Genomic DNA, 18,131 nt, shown 5'->3' with positions numbered 1-18,131 from the left:
CACTACCTTTTATCCATGATAACCCTTGATTTTTTAAATCACTTTGCGTAAGATAAAGTTTTTTATCAGGAGACATCATGGAACGCCGTCAATTTTTACAATTAGGAATCGGTAGCTTATTTGCTCTAAGTCTGCCTAAATTTGGCATGGCACACCCCCTACCCTTAGATTTACCCACCACTTTACAAGACAACCCCCTACTGCATTTTGACGGCTTGCCGAGCTTTGGGGCGGTTGAGATTTCGCACATCACGCCTGCCATTGACTTTTTATTAAAACACAACAAAGACGTGGTCAAGCGTGTCTGCACCCAAAAAAGTATCACATGGGATAACTTCTACGCCCCGATAGAAGATGCCCAAAACAAACTAGACCGTGTGTGGGGCGTGGTCGCTCACTTGCATTCGGTCAAAAACTCAGATGCCCTGCGAGCGGTGTATCAAGACATCACCAAAAGCACAAGCGACTATGAGTCGTGGTTTGGTATGTATCGCCCTTTATATGAAGGCTTTAAAAAACTCGCCAAAAGCGATGAGTTTAAAACCTACACCCAAGCCCAACAAAAAGCGATAAACGATGCCTTGCTGGATTTTAAACTCTCAGGCGTGGCATTGACAGGCGACAAAGCCGAACGTTATACCCAAGTGGTCGCTCGTTTATCCGAACTATCCACCCAGTTTAGCAACAACGTACTAGATGCCGACATGGGTTGGGAGCTTGTCATTGACGACAAAGCCAAACTATCAGGACTTAGCGACATCGCCCTACAAAAAGCAGAGCAATCCGCCAAATCCAAAGGCAAAACAGGCTACCGTTTTGGGCTTGATGTCCCAAGCTATCTTGCCATCACCACCTACGCCGATGACAGACAGCTACGCAAACAAATGTACGAGGCGTATCGCACTCGTGCCTCTGACAAAGGGGTGAACGCTCACCGATGGGACAACACCCCTATTATCAACGAACTCATTGATTTGCGGTTGGAGCTTGCCCAGCTACTCGGCTACAAAAACTACGCCCAATACGTGCTTGCCAAACGCATGGCAAAAGACACCGATGAAGTATTGGGCTTTTTAAAAGATTTGCTTGCCAAAACTCGCCCCACCGCCAAAAAACAAATGCAAGAGTTGCAACAATACGGACGTGATATTGGCGTGCTAGGTCAAGATGATAAGATTGAGCCGTGGGATTTTGCCTATTTGTCCGAAAAGCAAAAGCAAGCACTCTATGACATTGACAAAGAAGCCTTACGGGTGTATTTCCCTGTGGATAAAGTGTTAAACGGCATGTTTGAAGTAACTCGCCGTCTGTTTGGTGTGGACGTGCGTGAAAAAACAGGCGTATCCTTACCCCACCCCGACACTCGCTTTTTTGAGCTGCATCAAGATGACAAACACATCGCATCATTTTATCTGGATTTATTTGCTCGTGAAAACAAGCGTGGCGGTGCGTGGCATAGCACAGCGATTGGGCATTTTAAAAAATCCACTGGCGACACCCAAAAACCTGTCTCCATGCTCGTGTGTAACTTTGGCGGAGCAACCAGCGACAAGCCTGCCTTGCTACTACACAGCGAAGTAGAAACGCTGTTTCATGAGTTCGGGCATGGCTTACATCATATGCTTACACAGGTGGACGTGCTTGCCCTATCGGGTACTCGTGTGCCAAGAGATGCGGTGGAGTTCCCAAGCCAAATGCTAGAAAACTGGACGTGGGATAAAGACGTGCTTGCCCTTATCTCGACTCATTATGAGACAGGCGAACCTATTGCCATGGACATGGTTCAAAAAATGCAAACCGCCAAAAACTACCTATCGGCAACTTCTATCGTCCGCCAGTTAGAGTACGCCCTATTTGATTTTCGTTTGCACGTTGAACATAAACAAGGCGACAAAAAAACACTGTCTCGCCTGCGTGATGACATTCGCCAAAACGTCTCGGTACTGGACGAACCTGACTGGGTGCGTATGGCTCACAGTTTTAACCACATTTTTTCGGGTGGTTATTCGGCAGGGTATTATAGCTATCTGTGGTCGGAAGTGTTGGCAAGCGATGCCTTTACTCGCTTTGAGAATGAAGGGCTGTTTAACCAACAAACAGGGCAGGATTTTATCAATACCATTTTGTCCCAAGGCGGTGCTGATGAGCCGATGAGACTATTTGAGCGGTTTATGGGTCGCAAACCCAAAAACGATGCTTTGTTAAAGGCTCGTGGGATTAACTGATTAAAATAAACCCTGTGATTGCAGGGTTTATTTTTTACTTTTATCTTATTGACGAATAAGCCGTTTAATCTGCCCCTTATCCGCATTAAATACCCGCACAGGGTTAATGTCAATCCCGCCACGTCTGGTGTAATTCGCCAACACTTTTAAAGAAGTTGGCTTAAAATACGTCATCATGTCGGCAAATATTCGCTCCACGCATTGCTCATGAAAGCCGTTGTGTCGTCTAAACGACAAAATGTATTTTAAAAATTCGCCAAAATCCAAGGCGTATTCGCTCGCCATTTCAATTTGCACCGTTCCCCAATCGGGCTGATTGGTAACAGGGCAATTTGAACGTAACAGATTGCTATAAAATTGATAGGTTTCTAACTCGCCTTTTTTGGCATTTTTTAAAAATTTGCTATCAATATCATCGCTTAAAATAATCTCATCAGATAAATGATTTAGCACATCATCAATACAAGTACCCATTGGTTTTGCAATGGTTAATTCATCACTATCTAAATCAATAATCTCCACACCCACATCAGCACCCACGCAGATAGATAAATCTTTTTGCAAAGTGGTTTTTAATTCATCAGTATGGCTAAATTTGGTAAAGTTTAGACTATTAAGGTAGAGCTTTAAGGATTTGGATTCTACGATATTTGGCGAATTGGCAGGGATAGAGAAACGAGCCATTGCCACTTGTGAAATGCCAATCGGATTTAGCCATGACAATTCAAAGGCTTGCCAAATATCCACGCCATTTTTTAATTCGTCATGGTAATTATTAAAATCAAATCCCACGTCTTTTAAAATCTCATCTCGTCCGATTTGCCGAGAGATGGGATATAAAATGGCGGGGTCATAGGTTTTTGAATAAGTGGTGCTTTCGCCCAGTACGCCGTGAATACTCATAGTTTACCTTTTTATTTGATTTATATTGGGCGAATAAATTGCCCCTACAAATTTAAATTTAATGATTAAATTAAGAAAGCCGAATTCTTTTACCATCTTTTAATATTTTATATGCCACGCCATAAAACACCGCACAAAATACCAAAATCGCCAATAACGAATAACCGACATTCACATCAGAATGCCCCAATATGCCATAACGAAAGGCATTGACCATATAAACAATGGGGTTAAGTAGAGATAAATTTTGCCAAAATGGTGATAAATTTTCCAACGAATAAAATACCCCACCCAAATAAGTCAAAGGCGTTAAAATAAAACTTGGCACAATAGAAATATCATCAAACGAGCGAGCAAATACCGCATTGATAAATCCGCCCAATGAAAATAGCACGGACGTGCCAATAATGGTAATCAGCATGATTGGCAAATTACTAATCGTTAACTTAGTAAAAAATAACGCCACAATGCTGACAATTAACGCAATGGCAAGCCCACGAAATACGCCACCACCCACATAACCCAATAATATGGCGTGCTTGGATATGGGCGAGACCAGCATTTCATCAATACTGCCATGAAATTTGGTGCTAAAAAATGATGAAACAACATTAGAATAACTATTGGTAATGACCGACATCATAATCAAACCCGGCACGATAAACTGCATATAGCTCACCCCACCCATTTCTCCGACACGAGAGCCAATCATTTGCCCAAATATCACAAAATACAAAGTCATGGTAATGACAGGCGGTAATAAGGTTTGGGGCCAAATACGAACAATGCGTTTGATTTCTTTAAATAATAGAGTGTTAAAAGCGGTTAATTGGTTATTCATGATTTTCCCCATTATTTGGTATTGTTCAATAAAGATATATTTTAAAATTTGGACGTGTAGGGGCGAATTACATTCGCCCAAAAATCAACACTTTATCACAGGGCAAATGTGATTTGCCCCTACAAACCTACCCAAAGGTATGGTTGGTTAACAATACCCATTATTTAATTTATTTTCATCTTTATTTAATTTATTTTCATCCTTCATTTTGCCTTTATGAAAATAGCTATCTACCACACCCATAAATAATTCTTCTAGGCGGTTGGCTTTATTTCTCATGCTGACAATTTGGATATTTAGGTTGTTTAATTGGGTAAATACGTCATTTAAATTCTGGGTTTTATTAAGTGTGATTTCTAAGGTTTTGTTATCTGCCAAATTTATATGGCTGATATTATTAAGAGTTGGGGTATTTTTTAATTCGTCTTTTAAATCAAAAACAAAGGTTTCTAAGGATAACTGCGTCAGCAATGATTTCATGTCGGTGTTAATTAAAATTTCGCCATGATTTAATATGGCGATATATTTACACAACTGCTCGGCTTCTTCTAAATAATGGGTCGTCAAAATAATACTTGTGCCTTCGTCTTTATTGATACGCTCCATAAAATCCCACATAGAACGGCGTAATTCAATATCCACCCCCGCGGTCGGCTCGTCTAATATCAATAGCTTAGGGCGATGCATTAAAGCACGGGCAATCATCAGACGGCGTTTCATACCGCCAGAGAGCGAACGAGCCTTTGTATCTTTCTTATCCCAAAGCCCCAATTCTTTTAATAAAAATTCTGCTCGTGGCAGAGCGTCTTTCTTTTTTATGCCGTAATAGCCTGCTTGAATAATCAATATATCCAAGCACTTTTCAAATTGGTTAAAATTAAATTCTTGAGGAACAACGCCCAGATGGGATTTGGCAAGGCTTGGATTTTTGTGCAAATCCACACCAAAAATCTCCACCGTGCCGTCTGTTTGGGGAAATAATGAGCTGATGATACCAATCATCGTGGATTTGCCCGCTCCATTTGCTCCAAGCAAGGCAAAAAATTCGCCTTGTGGCACGGTCAAATCCACGCCTTTTAGGGCGGCAGTGCCATTGGGATAGGTTTTTTTAAGGTTGGTTATTTTTAAGGCTGGTATGGTCATGATTTAGTTTTTAAAAATTTATTTGATAGTGTAAATTAACGATATTTTGGGTAGAGTTGTAGGAGCAAATTGCAATTTGCTCTGTGATAAAATTTTGATTTTTAGGCGAATAAATTGCCTCTACACATCTGCATTTTAAAAAGCATGATAACTAAATTAGGGTAAATAATAAAAAGACAAATTCACTTTTTAAATAAGTTAATTTATTTAAATCAATACAAGTTAATTAAAAGAAATTGCTTACGTCTGTAATATAGAAATCGCCGTCATTATCCGCCTGATAGAGCTTTTTGCCATTTACTTCTATCGCCGTCAAACAACCGTCCCCATACGCCCATGTGTCAATGCAGATAATGCCGTTTTGAAATAACACCTGTCCGTCTCGCTGTTCGGTATGTCCACAAATCACGGTTTTGCCTGAGACATGACCGACATGGTCGTTTTCTAATTTACGCCAGCGTAGGGCATAATCATTTTGTTTATCCATTGGCAAATATGGATAAATGGACGCATGACAAAAGATAAAATCGTCTGTTTCATGATAATCCACGGTTTTATTTAAAAAACCCACATAATTAAATGGCAAATGCAAACACTCTGACCGCATGGGCATTAGATTAAAAGATTGCAAGGTTTTATCGCCACCGACTTTCAGCCAAAATTCAAAGTCATCTTTGTATTTTAACCCTGCCAGCATAATCAGCTCGTGATTACCCATGATAAAGACCGTTTGGCAGGTGTCAGATAAATCCATCAATATATCCAGCACGCCTTTGCTGTCATCGCCACGATTGACATAATCACCCAAAAAGATAAGCGTGTCATCATGGGTTGGCTGTATGCCGTCTATCAGCGTGGCTAGGGCAACCTTACTGCCGTGAATGTCGCCAATGGCGAAAACTCTTGCCATGATTCACCTTTTAATCCAAAATAAAAAAACGCCAAACAGCCTAAGCGGTTACCCGCCTAAGCCATTTGGATTATTCAATGAATTATTGCGATTGGGAAATGATATAATCAACCGCGTTTTTCACTTCATCATCAGAGATGTCTGCACCACCACGAGCAGGCATGGCGTTAAAGCCATTGATGGCGTGGTCGTACAAAGTTGCCTTACCTTTGGCGATACGTGGAGCCCAATCGGCTGTACCTGTTTTTGGTGCTCCCACCAAGCCCGCATCATGACACGTGGCACAGATGGCATTATAAAGCATGTCGCCTGGTCTTGCCTCGCCCTCTACCGCAGGGGCTAGCACAGTGATGTTAATGTCACACTCTTCGCCATCAAAGCACACTTTACCCACAGGGGCGATACGTGCCACCAGTTGTGGGTACATGGCGATGAGCTTTTTGACCTGAGCACTGTCCTCGGGGATGGCTTCTTTTTTGGCTTCTGCTTTGGGTGCTTCTGCAATCGCGGTCTCTGCCTGAGTCTCGGTCGTTGCTTCCACATTGGCGGGTGCTTCACTTGCTTGGCTGGTCATCACGCCAGAGATTGCCAACAATGTGGCAAAAGATAAAGTTACAATTTTTTTCATTGTCTTATCTCGTTTAGCCTTGAATAATCTTGTTATTCTGGGTTTGGGAAATTTACCCTACTATTATAAGGGAAAATAAGGATAAAATGCCACGTTTTTTATGTAATTTGTAAAAAATTAGCAAGATTTTTTGGTATTTTTACAAAAACATGGTAATTTTAGCAAAAATCTGCTAAAATATCGCCCTTAAATGTGCCTGTAGCTCAGTTGGATAGAGTGTTGGCCTCCGAAGCCAAAGGTCGTGGGTTCAATTCCCGCCAGGCACGCCATTTCTCCCAAAGTTCCCCATTTTCGGGGTCTGTCTCCGCTTTCACTGCAAAAAATACCTGCATTGGGTCAAGCCCCACATACTCCGCTAATTTAAAAATAAGTGCATCGTCTGGCACACGTCTGCCTTTTTTATAATCCCCAAAACGACTATAAACAACATTAAAGCGTTTGGATAATGCTTGTTGTGTTCCCGCCTTAACTTCTGCTTGCTTAATTAAGTTTTGTAACATTTTGTAAACTCCATTGCTATTACACCGTTTTTGGTGTATTATTTGAATTACACCAAAAACGGTGTATTTTTTAGATTTGGATTACACCAAATTTGGTGTAATCCAAAATCGGTGTATAAATTCCGATTATACCCCTAACCGCCAATTTTGGCAATATTAACAATGTGGAGTTAATTTCATGAAAAACGTTAAATTTGAGTTTGTTGTCTACATCGAAGATGATTGCGATAACAGTCTTGTCGCCTATTCTTTGAATACTATTGAGCAAGTACAATTTGCATCAGAAATCAAAGACGACCACAGACTACAAGAATTTTTAGAAATTTTTGGCGAACGTGAAATTCTTTAATTTGGAGTGACAACATGACAAATCTATTCTCAATCTACGACCATCAAGAAACACTTCTTGAGCTGTCAAACAAGACTTCAAAACTACGCATTTATAAAAGCGTTGGCAATAATATCAAGGTTTGTGCAAGTCTAAATGGCTCTAATGATGACTTCTTTATCCCTGCCGAACACTTGGACAAGCTTTTAACTTATAAAAGTGTTCATCACGCTTACAAATATGCTAAGCGTTTTGAGCTACCCAATAGCAAAGAATTGTTTGATGCCCACATTGACAACCTTATCGCATTGGATAAGGCACACAAGGCAAAAAATACACAAAGCCAATCCAATCCAGAAGACAAGCCCCAATCAGATGAAGAAGACGGCACCCCCATCGTTGTCATGATTGCAAAAGATAATAACTCTGCCAAAGTCGGATTTCATCCGCCTTTGGCTGGTTTACCAGTTTGCCACCCATCCACATCGCCCCTTTTGGGGCGGGGTGGCTCTTTTATTTCCGCTTCCGCTCTCCCTTTTCGTCAAAAATCCCATATTTTCGGCGTTGGCGTTGGCGATGTTCCCGCTCTTGCTTTGTCATCCCCCTAAATTCTGGGCGAATAATTTGAAGCGGTTTTTGCTTACTTTTACGCTTTGTCAATCGTTTGGCAAGCGTTTTAAAGAATACACCAATCACAAGCCCCATAACGGCACCAATGACAAGATACAGGGGCATGGATTTAACAGCAGTCTGGTTAAATAGTTCTGATTGGTAAGGCTCTTGGGTGCTGTTGTTGGTTTCGGATTCCACATAAATCCGTTTATCGCTAAGCTCTTGGAATTCTTTCCAGCTTTGACTTTGATTATTTTCACTCATGGTAACACTCTTTAATTTGGGTTTGCATTCTTATTATAGCAGTGTTACCGCCTTTTTTAATAGGTTCATTATGAATTTTGATGATGACTTTGATTTAGACTATTTAGACCATTCACCTGACGACTGGGATTGCATGGTTTGTGGCACCAGCATTCCCCCCAATAGTGAATTTGAACTCTGCGATAACTGCAAAGATGACAATTTAGAAGAAATTTACGGCGACCAAACACCATGTAAATTCTGTGGCGAACCGCTAGGGCATGAAGAATCATACAATGATTTTCATTTTGATTGTTGGATGAAGTCGGATAAGTGAATCATCAATCCTTTTCATCAATCCTTTTAATCATTAATTTTGCTTTTTAAATTAATGATTAAAAGGATTCACGGGGGTTTGGGGGTGTAGCCCCCAAGTGTTAAGAATACACCCTATGTTTAGTACGTTACTTCGCTTTGGATGCGTTAGGGATTGAAGCGGAAATATCTTTTAAACAAAGGATATATTTTTCTTAGATAAATTTCATTTCTCGGTAGAAAGAATGAAATTTTGCTTAGGAAAATAATACTTTGGCTTAAAAGGATTGAAGCGAAAAGCCCGACCCGTCAGGGGAACGCCCAAAAACAAAAAGCACAAAAACCGCTTATTTTGTTCCCCCAACATACAAAGAGTAGCGAAAACCAAACGAAAAACCCGACAAGACAAAAAGACAAGACAAAACTTAATACCCAAATTTTTGGGTTTACGCCTTATGTAATACGGCGTAATACGGCGTAAACAAACTAACCACTGTACAGGACTTTGCACCGTACGTTACAAACAAGACGTTTTAATGTGGAAAAACAAATGAGCTCAACAATACTAGAAACGATATCAACCGTGCAAGAACAAACGATATTAATAGGCGGTGAAACGCACCTTTTACCCCTGCGTGTACCAACAAAAGGCGAATATGTGGTTATTGATGCCCTTAATATTGTCTGCTCCGTGGAAACATTTACAAATAAGCAAATGTATGAGCTTGGCACGACTGCCAAAGACTTGTTTAGATTGGATTTAGACAATGAACAAAAAGAACACCTAAATGACATGGTCATTTCTGCCATGGCTCTGGACTTATCAAATATCTTTGGCGATATGTTCGGCATTATTATCCCTAAAAATGCAGGCATACATTATTACAAAAACGGTTATACCGTTTACTCCCCCGAAAATGAAATTTTATTAAATATTGGCATTGGTGGACAAAATGAAACGGTATTTTTGGGCTTAACTGGCATGGGCTGTAAGCTCGCTGATGAAGGCTGGGAACTAAGACTACATCACTGGCTTGATAACGTGGCAACCGATGGCAAAATATCACGCATTGACTTAGCCCATGATGACTTCAAGGGTGAATACAGTAGCTTTGATTGGGCAAATGAGCAAGAATCAAATGACATGTTCTTACTGCCCAAAACCCGTAACCGCCCTGCATGCACCATAGCAGGCGAATTTAAGCATGGCGACCCACAAAACAAGGGCTTAACCTTGTATGTCGGCTCTCGTAAAAATGGAAAAGTTATCCGTTGCTACGAAAAAGGCAAACAACTTGGCGATACAAGCTCGCCTTGGTTCCGCTCTGAGCTTGAAATACACGCCAAAAAAAGGCTAATACCCTTTGATATATTACTGCACCCGACTGAATACTTCTGCGGTGCTTACCCTTATTGCCTTGATTTGATTGAATTGGCAAAAAAGAATAAGGGCGACCACACGCCCCAAATTGTGGATAAATTTGAATCAATTAAGCAAGAATCAAAAATCAGTTTGCACCGTGCCATAGATATTATCAGGCATCAGTTCGGTAAATATATCAAGGCCTTTGGTGAGATATTTACTAATACATATATGAACGGACAAAAAACCCCTGATTTTCGAAAGATTTTTTCAAAGATTTGCACAAAAAAGGACAAGGATTATTACCCCAAACGCCTAAAACTTTGTGCCAATTACTACAATCCAAATTCGAGATATGCTGATTTGGATAAGATTTTGAACCACGTTAAGGCACCGCCCAAAACCAAACAAACCGACCTTGAAAAGGAATTGTTTGATATGTGGGGCATTAAAATTACGCCAATGTGGGCAAGCCCATAAAAAAAATCCTATTTTTTTAGCGTTAAAAATAGGTCATTAGCAACTAACGCACGAGGAAACAACCATGTCAAATCCTATCATCCTTGGGGCTAAACGCTCCAAAGGCACCCTAGACAACGGCAATACATACGATTCAACCAAAATCTATGTACAAACATCTATGAAACCGTCACCCGATCAGGTCGGCTTTGCTGTCTCCGAATTTACCTGGGGTGACAGCTCCAATTATGACAAGATAAAAGACGTCAAATTCCCTGCCGAAGCCAATATCACTTATGAGATGGTCACCAACGGCAAAAGCAATCAAGTGATTGTTACTGATATTCAAATTATAAAGCCCACTCAAAAGGTTTAACAGATTATGAAACAGCCCCAAACGCATTATATCTGCTCTGAGCTTGTAGATGTTCAAGGGGTCATGTTTTGTAAAACTTGGGTCGCTTATGATTCTACTTCTTGGCTTGATAAGCTTGCTATCACTAAACAAGAAATGGCTATTATTGGCGGTTCAATCATTGGCGTTTTTGCAATCATACTGGCTTTCACGCTGGTTGCAAAAGCAGTAAAAGAGCTCTAACGAGCGTTAACAGGAGTATCCCCATGGATAAACAAAACGAAGTTTTGGTTCTAACTGAAAAAGAATCACAAAAACCCACTTTCAAAGAAGCCGTAAAATACGGTGTAGCGACTGCAGTTGTTGCTAGCTCAATGCAAGCGGCAAACGCAGCCGAAATTACAAAAATTGGCGAGGGTTTAACTGGCGAGATCGATGCTGGTAAAGCACTCATTATCACGCTATTTACCGCTGGTGCTATTCTGCTTGGCATTTTCGCTGGCTGGCGTTATTTAAAACGTGGTGCAAACTCTGCTTAATTCTAAGCAGTAACACCAAAGACAGTCTTTGCCATGCCTTAGGCTGTCTTTCTTTAACTAAAAAGGTGTAAAAATGGAAAGTGAAGCAAGCGTGTTATATTGGCTACCTATTGCATTAGTTTGTTATGCAATTAAGGTACTGATAGATATTTTTAAATGAATTTTTACTGAGGTTGATAATGTATTTATTTAGAACAGAAGAAAATGATTATGATGATTATGATGATATTGGCTTTTCAGATGATGAGCTTTGCTCAATTTGTAAACAGCCTTTTATTTATGTGGGTCATTCCATTGATGATATTTGTTTAGAATGTGATGATTCTATTCCAGACCCATAACAAACCCCAACCCAAAACAAAAGGAACTCTTATGCTCGCAACTATACTCCGCATTATCATCATCTACATACCCGCCTTACTCATGTGGATTGCAATCATCGCTGGAATACTCGGATATGAACTATAACCGCCCCATTATCATCACACTGCTTGCCGTGCTGTCACTGTGTAGCGTGCTTGCTCGTGCTGATGAAATGTCAGTTAGCTATAAAAAAACAACATATCCAGCGTTAAATGACGCTGTACAAAAACGTGGATTGTTTGATGATAGCATACAATTAGATACTGAAAGACTAAAAGCCGGCTCAAAAGTTACTTTATCTAAAAATTACCCTGTTGTCCCTTACGACCCAAATCACCCAAATGTCAAAAAACAATCCACCTTTAACATTAAAGCAAATGCTAAAACATTAGCAGGGCGTTTTGCTCGTGGTATCAATTCAGCTGCATTAGCTTATGCTGTTGTAGATTTGCTTGGCGACGGCATAGACTGGGTTTTAGACCCAAATAATAATTCTATTAAATATTATCATCCCGATGGTTATCTTTGGCTCGACCACCACCAAAAAATTCATCCTAGTAAAGAATCTGCCGCAAATTATAATTGCAAAATCGTCGAACCGTGCATTTCAGTTAAATCAATATCAGTATCATCGTATAATCCAGATGTATTTGATGTTTATATTGTTTCTGATAATCCTTCAATTACTACAGCTCCTTCCATTCAGCGTATTGGAACAACGAAAGAACAGTCAATGCCACTTGACACAATCGCAAATCACGTTATCAATAACGAAGACAATAGCACAACTAACGTCATCACTAACAATTACTACAACACAGTAAACGAAACAATCATAGAACAAATTGAAAAAGGTGAACATGATAACGACATTGACACAGCACTTCGCAATGTCAGTCAACCAGACGACAGCACAAGCCCAAACGACAAAACAGACAATAAAGAACAACCAAGCGACGAAACTAAGCCCAAGGATGAATCCAAGCCCTTTGAACTACCTGCATTTTGTGATTGGGCTGGTAAAGTTTGTGACTTTATCGATTGGGTAAAAAAAGATGATACCGACAAAGATACCGATATTGATATATCACCTGACAATATCCAAAACATTGATTCATCAATACGTTTTAGCGGTCAATGTCCTAGCGACGTGATTATAAACGGATCTTTTGCTGGTAAAAATTTCGAATTTTTTAACTTTAAATGGCATAAATTTTGTGAAATTTTGTCTTATATAAAATACATCATTGTATCCATGGCAAGTTATCAAGCCGTTAGAATTTTAGGGGGCGTAAATGTCAATGATTAGCTTATTTAAGAATTTGCAAAAAGGATGGTTAAAAGACGTTTTAACTGGTGCTGGCTTAACTCTCGGCACATCTGCAATCACTTTAACCATGCTTGATACCGCAATTAAGCATTTAAGATCGGGTCTTAATAGTGTATCTGCTGACTTATTAGGTCTTGCCCATATTGCCGGCATTGACCTGGCAATGTCTATCATCATTGGGGCGATTGTTGCCCGCTCTACCATGCAAGCTGGCAAACTCACTTTACAAAAAATTAAATAAGGGCATTCGCGCGACAAGTGAGGAGCTTGCGACGATTGCGAAGCGCGAACGCCCTACAAAAAATTTAAAATCCTATTTTCAAGCGTTAAAAATAGGTCATTAGCAACTAACGCATAAAAGGAAAATACAATGCTACATCTTGTTACTGGCGTACCAGGGGCGACAAAAACCGCTTTTGTTGTTACCAAATTAGACGCAATTGAGAAATCAAACAAAGTTAATTTGGTTAAGAACATTGAATTTTATAACCATAACAAAAACCTTATGGAAAAATTCGCCCATGATTTTACTTATCGTGAGTATGAAGATGGCTCTGGCCACGAACTTAAAAACAAGATTGAAATTCTACCAGATGATTACTTTAATTTCTTAGGGCAGGAATTTGACGATTTACGACCCGATTATTATTTTCAAAGAGTTGTTCATTTCAACGAAATAATACAACGTATTAATGAGCGTGAGGGTGAACAAAATTTTAAATTCTTTTTGCCTGTTCGCACCATTTATACTAATATTAATAATTTAAAAATTGATTACGCTAGGGCATTAACTCATGATTGGCGTGATTGTCCTGATGGCTCTATTGTCGTTATTGACGAAGTGCAATTAGTACCGCCCTATGATGACATAAAAACGAAAGATGACCCCATTGTCCAAAGTCTAACGATTCACCGTCATAGGGGCTTTGATTTTTATTTTATCACTCAATATCCAAGCCTATTGCACCCTACTGTTAAAGTTTTGATAGGCGTACATTATCATTTAACCAGACCCTACGGAATGAAAACCGTGGTTTATCAATATGGCTCCGCCAAAGATAATCCAAATGCCATGGTTAATAAACATAACCGTGAAGCTAAGTTTTTTTTACGCCTCAGCAACGAATTTTCAAATTGTACAAGTCTACGACGATTAACACCCATCAAAAGCGATTACCCAAAGGTATTTTATTTTTTGTTGCGTGGGTACTGCTCGGCATTGCTTTTTTCATTTATCAAGTTTTTTTCTCCGATGATTTTGAAAAATCATCATTGATTGGCGACGACGAAAAACCCACACAAATACAACAAGAACAAGAAAAACAACAAGACAGCACAACAACACAAAACGAACCTACACCAATAGCAAAAGACGAACAAAAGCGTGTCTATGCCGTCCGTGAAAAATATCTGTCTGAATATACATTAGAAGTAGGCGACGACCCTTTAATTCTCCCCGCTTCCGTCATGGCAATGAACGGTAAATGTAAGGCTTATAACCAGTATGGCGACTTACTCAACATATCCAATGAGCAGTGTTTATATATGCTCGCCGAAAAAGGAAGAATACCCCAAAGACGTGATACATATTCACGCACTGGGGACAGTCAAGCAAATGATGTCTATTCGGAGTATAGAGAAAATGAATTTAATGAGCAAAAAAATGAAAAGCAAACACAACCCCAAAAAACAACACAAGGCATAACGACAACGGAAGAATATATATTTACTGATAAATCAAACACCGAACCTATTTTTAACTAGTAATCTTTAACCGTGCAATTTCGCACGGTTTTTAAAGGTTAAATCTATGAATTTTGAAAAGTTATCTGATATTATCAAATACTATCAGACCTATCATCTGACTAAGTACAAATACACTTACAGACTGGCTCTGCTTGCCCCATTTGATGATTACCCCCTATCCATGCTAAGGCGTGCCGAAGTCAAAAAATGGGCATTAGAACGCCAAAAACAGGTATCTAATGCCACAGTCAATAAAGAAATTGGCTTTTGTCGCTCTGCAATAAACTTAGTCTCAAAAGATTTTGAGATTACGTTAAATAACCCATTTGCCAACGTCAAATACGTTGAATCCGACACAATCCCAAACTACTTAAGCCCCCAAGAGTACGAAAAATTACTCACCGCAAGCCTAGAATTTGACAATACCGACTTGCACGACTTTATTACATTACTTGTCATGACTGGATGCCGTCAGTCCGAAGTTCTTACACTTAAATGGGCAAATGTCCACCTTGAAAAACGCCAATTCATCGTTAGAAATACGCTCAGTAAATCAAGACGCACCATGTACAAATATCTCAATGATACAGCCTACAACGTACTAAAACACCGTTTAGATAATAGACAAGGCGATTACGTCTTTACCAACCCCAAAACTGGCGAAAATATCAAATCATTCAATAAGGGTTGGCAACTTTGTAAAAAGCGTGCTGGCATTAACTGCCGTATGCATGATTTACGCCATACTTATGCAAGTTGGCTCGTTCAAAAAGGCGTACCCATTTACACGGTCAAAGAACTTTTAGGGCATGGCGACATATCAAGCACCCAACGTTATGCACATCTTGACTACTCTACTAAGTTACAAGCTGTGGATTTAATTGGCTAACACAAACAAAAAACGGTACTAAAAAGTACCGTTTTTTTACTTTCTCCGAAGCCAAAGGTCGTGGGTTCAATTCCCGCCAGGCACGCCATTTATCATTGATAAAATGAAAAACACGCCCAAAAGCGTGTTTTTTGTTTTTAACCTTTTAGCTCAATAATTTCAACCCAGTAGCCATCTGGGTCTTTGATAAAGGCGATGTCCTTCATGCTACCGTCTTCGGGGCGTTTTTGGAACACGACATTATTTTCATCAAACCACGCCACTGCTTTTGCCAAATCAGGCACAGCAAAGCAGATATGTCCAAAGCCTCTGGGGTCGCTGTTGCCATCATGATAGCTAAAATCAGCGTCATTTTCGGTGCCGTAGTTGTGCGTGAGTTCTAGAATACCACGTTGGCGCGAGACATAAGCAGTCAGGTTCTCTGTGGCAGGCAAATTATCACGCTCATCTTTGGTTAATTTTGCCAAAAAATACAAGTCAAATTTGGCATCAGGGAATTGGCTATGGCGGAGTAGAGTCATACCAAGCACGCCTGTATAAAATTCTAGCGACTTGACAGGGTCTTTGATGCGTAGCATGGTGTGGTTAAAGGTAAAACCTTCGGACGCTATTGGAATGTCTTTAACGCCATTGGCGGTCAAGGCTTGGGCGGGTTGGGTAATGGTCGTCATAACAACTCCTCTTTTTGATTTAACATACTTTTAAAACACTTTTGCAATAATAAACTTATTCAAAAAAATTCACTTTGCCAGTTGCCACGTCATATTCCGCTCCGACAATGGTCAGTCTCCCACTATTAACCATATCTTCTAAACTGCGCGAGCCTGATTTTAATTGACTTACCGACAGTCGCACATTGGCACGCACAGCACGGTCAATGAACTCGTCCATGTCTATCTTGCCATCGCCTGCGGTGAGTATCTCATGTAGGTTGTACACGCTGGGGCGAATTCTATCAACGATGGATTGCAAATTGGGCGAATAATATTGGTCGGGATTAATGAGTGTCTCGACACATGCCGTTACCGCCCCACAGTGGCTATGCCCTAGCACAACCACGAGCTCGGTACCGAATTTCTCGGCAGCGAACTCTACCGAACCAATCTGCGATGGGGCAACGACATTGCCCGCTACTCGGATGACAAACAACTCGCCCAATTTTTGGTCAAAGATGAGCTCCACAGGCACACGAGCGTCCGAACACCCCAAAATAATGGCTGATGGCAACTGCTCTTCTACCAGTATCGGCGGAGGCTGATGATGTTCTTTGGCATTTTTGATTTTTTCAACATAACGCAAATTACCTGCTTTTAACTGTTCTAGCACCGCTTGGGCATTTAAGTTTTTCATGGCACTTCCTGTTGGAGTTATTTAATTTGATACGTGACCGACCATTCAAATACTATCAATCATCACCTGGCATGGTCATGGGTGGGGCAGGCTCTAAGTCCGCCACATTCGCCTCCTTGGTGGGTGCAGGCTTTTCACTTTTAGGTTCAGACTTTGGTTCATTTTTGGGTTCAGAGGTTGACTCGGGTTTTGTTTGAGGTTTTGACTCGACCTGACTTTCTGCTTTATTGCTACTCTTGGTATCAGCTTTTGGTTTTTCTGCCGTCTCTTTGGGTTTGATGGTAGGCGGAGCTTTGAGTTGTTTGGTCGGCCCATTCTCCTGCTCATTTAAGTCGGCAATCACGTCTTCTGCCACTGCTTTTTTGGGCGTCTCTTTTATTTCCTCTTTTGGCTTAGGTGCCTCGGCAGGGATTTCTTTTTTGGTTGGTTTTAAACGAACTGCACGAGGTGATGATTCCGAAGAATCAATCACCACTTCCGCTGAACGTTCGTAATTATCTATCATACCAACATAACGCTTCATTTCCTCAGGCATGGGTGTGACACTTTTGGGCAGTCCAAAATCCACCGTCTTTATCGCACCCAATGCCTCTTGGGTGCTACCCATGATGCCATAGGTTAGAATATAACGCTGTTCGTTATTGGCATTATGATAGCGAAAATAAGCAAACTTATCACGGTCTCTGCGTCCTTTGAGATATTCGGTGATAATCTCATTTTGTGCCACATCCATGACTTGCACCGTCCAGCGCTTCTCATTGTCTTCAAAAAATTTTTTACCCTTAAACTCGGCAGGATAATTACGCAGGTCTCGCACCACCGTCGCAAAGTCAATGGGTGGCACTTCTTTGGAAAACTCGCTTAAATTATCAATGGTTACTGGCAAGGCAAAGTCTTCTGCCACCGCTTTGGTTTTTTGACGTTCTTTGGTAATCTCTGGTGTGGCGTGAGAAAGCGACATTAAGAACCACAGTATCAGCATGACGCCTGCCGTGATAAGCCATATCATCGCCTGTCTTCTGGATTTTTTATTAATCATCGCTACACTTTGGGTCATGGTCTTGCCTTTAATTAATACAATATTTTTAA

23 protein-coding genes and 1 tRNA gene are annotated in these 18,131 nt (G+C 40.5%); 15 read left to right on the top strand and 9 right to left on the bottom strand.

Translation table 11 applies throughout. The annotated features are described in order from the left end of the window. The first annotated feature begins 77 nt into the window (after window positions 1-77). Entirely contained in the window at window positions 78-2,225 is a 2,148-nt protein-coding gene (locus DX073_RS09640; RefSeq protein WP_115007836.1) for a M3 family metallopeptidase, read from the top strand. A gap of 45 nt (window positions 2,226-2,270) precedes the next feature. Here the strand turns inward: DX073_RS09640 and queF are convergent, their stop codons facing one another. From queF to DX073_RS09615, 5 genes are all read right to left on the bottom strand, one after another. Continuing rightward, window positions 2,271-3,128 (bottom strand): NADPH-dependent 7-cyano-7-deazaguanine reductase QueF, encoded by an 858-nt coding sequence (queF, locus tag DX073_RS09635; protein WP_115007834.1) that lies wholly within the window; start codon window positions 3,126-3,128, stop codon window positions 2,271-2,273. A 70-nt stretch (window positions 3,129-3,198) separates the two neighbouring features. Next, window positions 3,199-3,969: an ABC transporter permease gene (locus DX073_RS09630; protein ID WP_115007832.1), complete on the bottom strand. Its 771-nt coding sequence runs from the start codon at window positions 3,967-3,969 to the stop codon at window positions 3,199-3,201. Window positions 3,970-4,116: 147 nt separating this feature from the next. After that, window positions 4,117-5,112: an ABC transporter ATP-binding protein gene (locus DX073_RS09625; RefSeq protein WP_115007830.1), complete on the bottom strand. Its 996-nt coding sequence runs from the start codon at window positions 5,110-5,112 to the stop codon at window positions 4,117-4,119. Between the two features lie 226 nt (window positions 5,113-5,338). Then, complete coding sequence (locus DX073_RS09620; protein ID WP_115007828.1) at window positions 5,339-6,022, bottom strand: metallophosphoesterase family protein; 684 nt, start codon at window positions 6,020-6,022, stop codon at window positions 5,339-5,341. Window positions 6,023-6,104: 82 nt separating this feature from the next. Further along, the gene (locus tag DX073_RS09615; RefSeq protein ID WP_115007826.1) at window positions 6,105-6,650 is read right to left on the bottom strand and encodes a c-type cytochrome; all 546 of its coding nucleotides are present in this window, start codon (window positions 6,648-6,650) and stop codon (window positions 6,105-6,107) included. A gap of 192 nt (window positions 6,651-6,842) precedes the next feature. Here DX073_RS09615 and DX073_RS09610 point away from each other — a divergent pair. From DX073_RS09610 to DX073_RS09605, 3 genes are all read left to right on the top strand, one after another. Then, window positions 6,843-6,919 (top strand) — tRNA-Arg (locus DX073_RS09610). 409 nt (window positions 6,920-7,328) lie between these two features. Beyond that, on the top strand, window positions 7,329-7,499 hold the full coding sequence (locus DX073_RS14345; protein WP_181814417.1) for a hypothetical protein: 171 nt from the start codon (window positions 7,329-7,331) through the stop codon (window positions 7,497-7,499). Between the two features lie 14 nt (window positions 7,500-7,513). After that, window positions 7,514-8,086, top strand: a complete 573-nt coding sequence (locus DX073_RS09605; protein WP_115007824.1) for a hypothetical protein — start codon at window positions 7,514-7,516, stop codon at window positions 8,084-8,086. Here the strand turns inward: DX073_RS09605 and DX073_RS14100 are convergent. Further along, window positions 7,992-8,354, bottom strand: coding sequence for a hypothetical protein (locus tag DX073_RS14100; protein WP_147279714.1), 363 nt, complete (start codon window positions 8,352-8,354; stop codon window positions 7,992-7,994). The genes DX073_RS09605 and DX073_RS14100 overlap by 95 nt on opposite strands. 70 nt (window positions 8,355-8,424) lie before the next feature. On the opposite strand from DX073_RS14100, the gene DX073_RS09600 reads away from it, so the two are divergent. The 11 genes from DX073_RS09600 to DX073_RS09550 all read left to right on the top strand — a co-directional run bounded on the left by DX073_RS09600 (window position 8,425) and on the right by DX073_RS09550 (window position 15,692). Continuing rightward, complete coding sequence (locus DX073_RS09600) at window positions 8,425-8,670, top strand: hypothetical protein (protein WP_115007822.1); 246 nt, start codon at window positions 8,425-8,427, stop codon at window positions 8,668-8,670. Window positions 8,671-9,198: 528 nt separating this feature from the next. Continuing rightward, the gene (locus tag DX073_RS09590; RefSeq protein WP_115007817.1) at window positions 9,199-10,491 is read left to right on the top strand and encodes a replication initiation factor domain-containing protein; all 1,293 of its coding nucleotides are present in this window, start codon (window positions 9,199-9,201) and stop codon (window positions 10,489-10,491) included. Window positions 10,492-10,555: 64 nt separating this feature from the next. Beyond that, on the top strand, window positions 10,556-10,846 hold the full coding sequence (locus DX073_RS09585) for a hypothetical protein (RefSeq protein WP_115007815.1): 291 nt from the start codon (window positions 10,556-10,558) through the stop codon (window positions 10,844-10,846). Window positions 10,847-10,852: 6 nt separating this feature from the next. Next, window positions 10,853-11,068: a hypothetical protein gene (locus DX073_RS09580; protein WP_115007813.1), complete on the top strand. Its 216-nt coding sequence runs from the start codon at window positions 10,853-10,855 to the stop codon at window positions 11,066-11,068. 23 nt (window positions 11,069-11,091) lie between these two features. Further along, window positions 11,092-11,364, top strand: coding sequence for a hypothetical protein (locus tag DX073_RS09575; protein WP_115007812.1), 273 nt, complete (start codon window positions 11,092-11,094; stop codon window positions 11,362-11,364). 179 nt (window positions 11,365-11,543) lie between these two features. Next, window positions 11,544-11,705, top strand: a complete 162-nt coding sequence (locus DX073_RS14340) for a hypothetical protein (RefSeq protein ID WP_181814416.1) — start codon at window positions 11,544-11,546, stop codon at window positions 11,703-11,705. 116 nt (window positions 11,706-11,821) lie between these two features. Beyond that, entirely contained in the window at window positions 11,822-13,036 is a 1,215-nt protein-coding gene (locus DX073_RS09570) for a hypothetical protein (protein ID WP_115007810.1), read from the top strand. Continuing rightward, the gene (locus DX073_RS09565; RefSeq protein WP_115007808.1) at window positions 13,023-13,298 is read left to right on the top strand and encodes a DUF2523 family protein; all 276 of its coding nucleotides are present in this window, start codon (window positions 13,023-13,025) and stop codon (window positions 13,296-13,298) included. Before DX073_RS09570 ends, DX073_RS09565 begins: the two co-directional genes overlap by 14 nt. 129 nt (window positions 13,299-13,427) lie before the next feature. Next, window positions 13,428-14,333: a zonular occludens toxin domain-containing protein gene (locus tag DX073_RS09560; RefSeq protein WP_115007806.1), complete on the top strand. Its 906-nt coding sequence runs from the start codon at window positions 13,428-13,430 to the stop codon at window positions 14,331-14,333. Further along, window positions 14,330-14,821: a hypothetical protein gene (locus DX073_RS09555; protein ID WP_115007804.1), complete on the top strand. Its 492-nt coding sequence runs from the start codon at window positions 14,330-14,332 to the stop codon at window positions 14,819-14,821. The genes DX073_RS09560 and DX073_RS09555 overlap by 4 nt, the downstream gene beginning before the upstream one ends. 46 nt (window positions 14,822-14,867) lie before the next feature. Next, window positions 14,868-15,692, top strand: coding sequence for a tyrosine-type recombinase/integrase (locus DX073_RS09550; protein ID WP_115007802.1), 825 nt, complete (start codon window positions 14,868-14,870; stop codon window positions 15,690-15,692). Window positions 15,693-15,829: 137 nt separating this feature from the next. Here DX073_RS09550 and gloA read toward each other — a convergent pair whose 3' ends face one another. Genes gloA through DX073_RS09535 form a run of 3 tightly spaced genes read right to left on the bottom strand, consistent with a single transcriptional unit; the run spans window position 15,830 to window position 18,099 of the window. Then, window positions 15,830-16,363, bottom strand: coding sequence for a lactoylglutathione lyase (gloA, locus tag DX073_RS09545; RefSeq protein WP_115007800.1), 534 nt, complete (start codon window positions 16,361-16,363; stop codon window positions 15,830-15,832). A gap of 55 nt (window positions 16,364-16,418) precedes the next feature. After that, a complete protein-coding gene (locus tag DX073_RS09540; RefSeq protein WP_115007798.1) occupies window positions 16,419-17,042 on the bottom strand; it encodes a carbonic anhydrase in 624 nt (207 codons plus the stop codon). A gap of 55 nt (window positions 17,043-17,097) precedes the next feature. Continuing rightward, window positions 17,098-18,099, bottom strand: a complete 1,002-nt coding sequence (locus tag DX073_RS09535) for a hypothetical protein (protein ID WP_115007796.1) — start codon at window positions 18,097-18,099, stop codon at window positions 17,098-17,100. Window positions 18,100-18,131: the final 32 nt, after the last annotated feature.

This window comes from Moraxella lacunata, assembly GCF_900453205.1.
In the GTDB taxonomy this organism is placed as follows: Bacteria; Pseudomonadota; Gammaproteobacteria; order Pseudomonadales; family Moraxellaceae; genus Moraxella; species Moraxella lacunata_B.
Note: the sequence above shows the minus strand (reverse complement) of the source record. Positions and strands in the feature narration are given on the sequence as shown.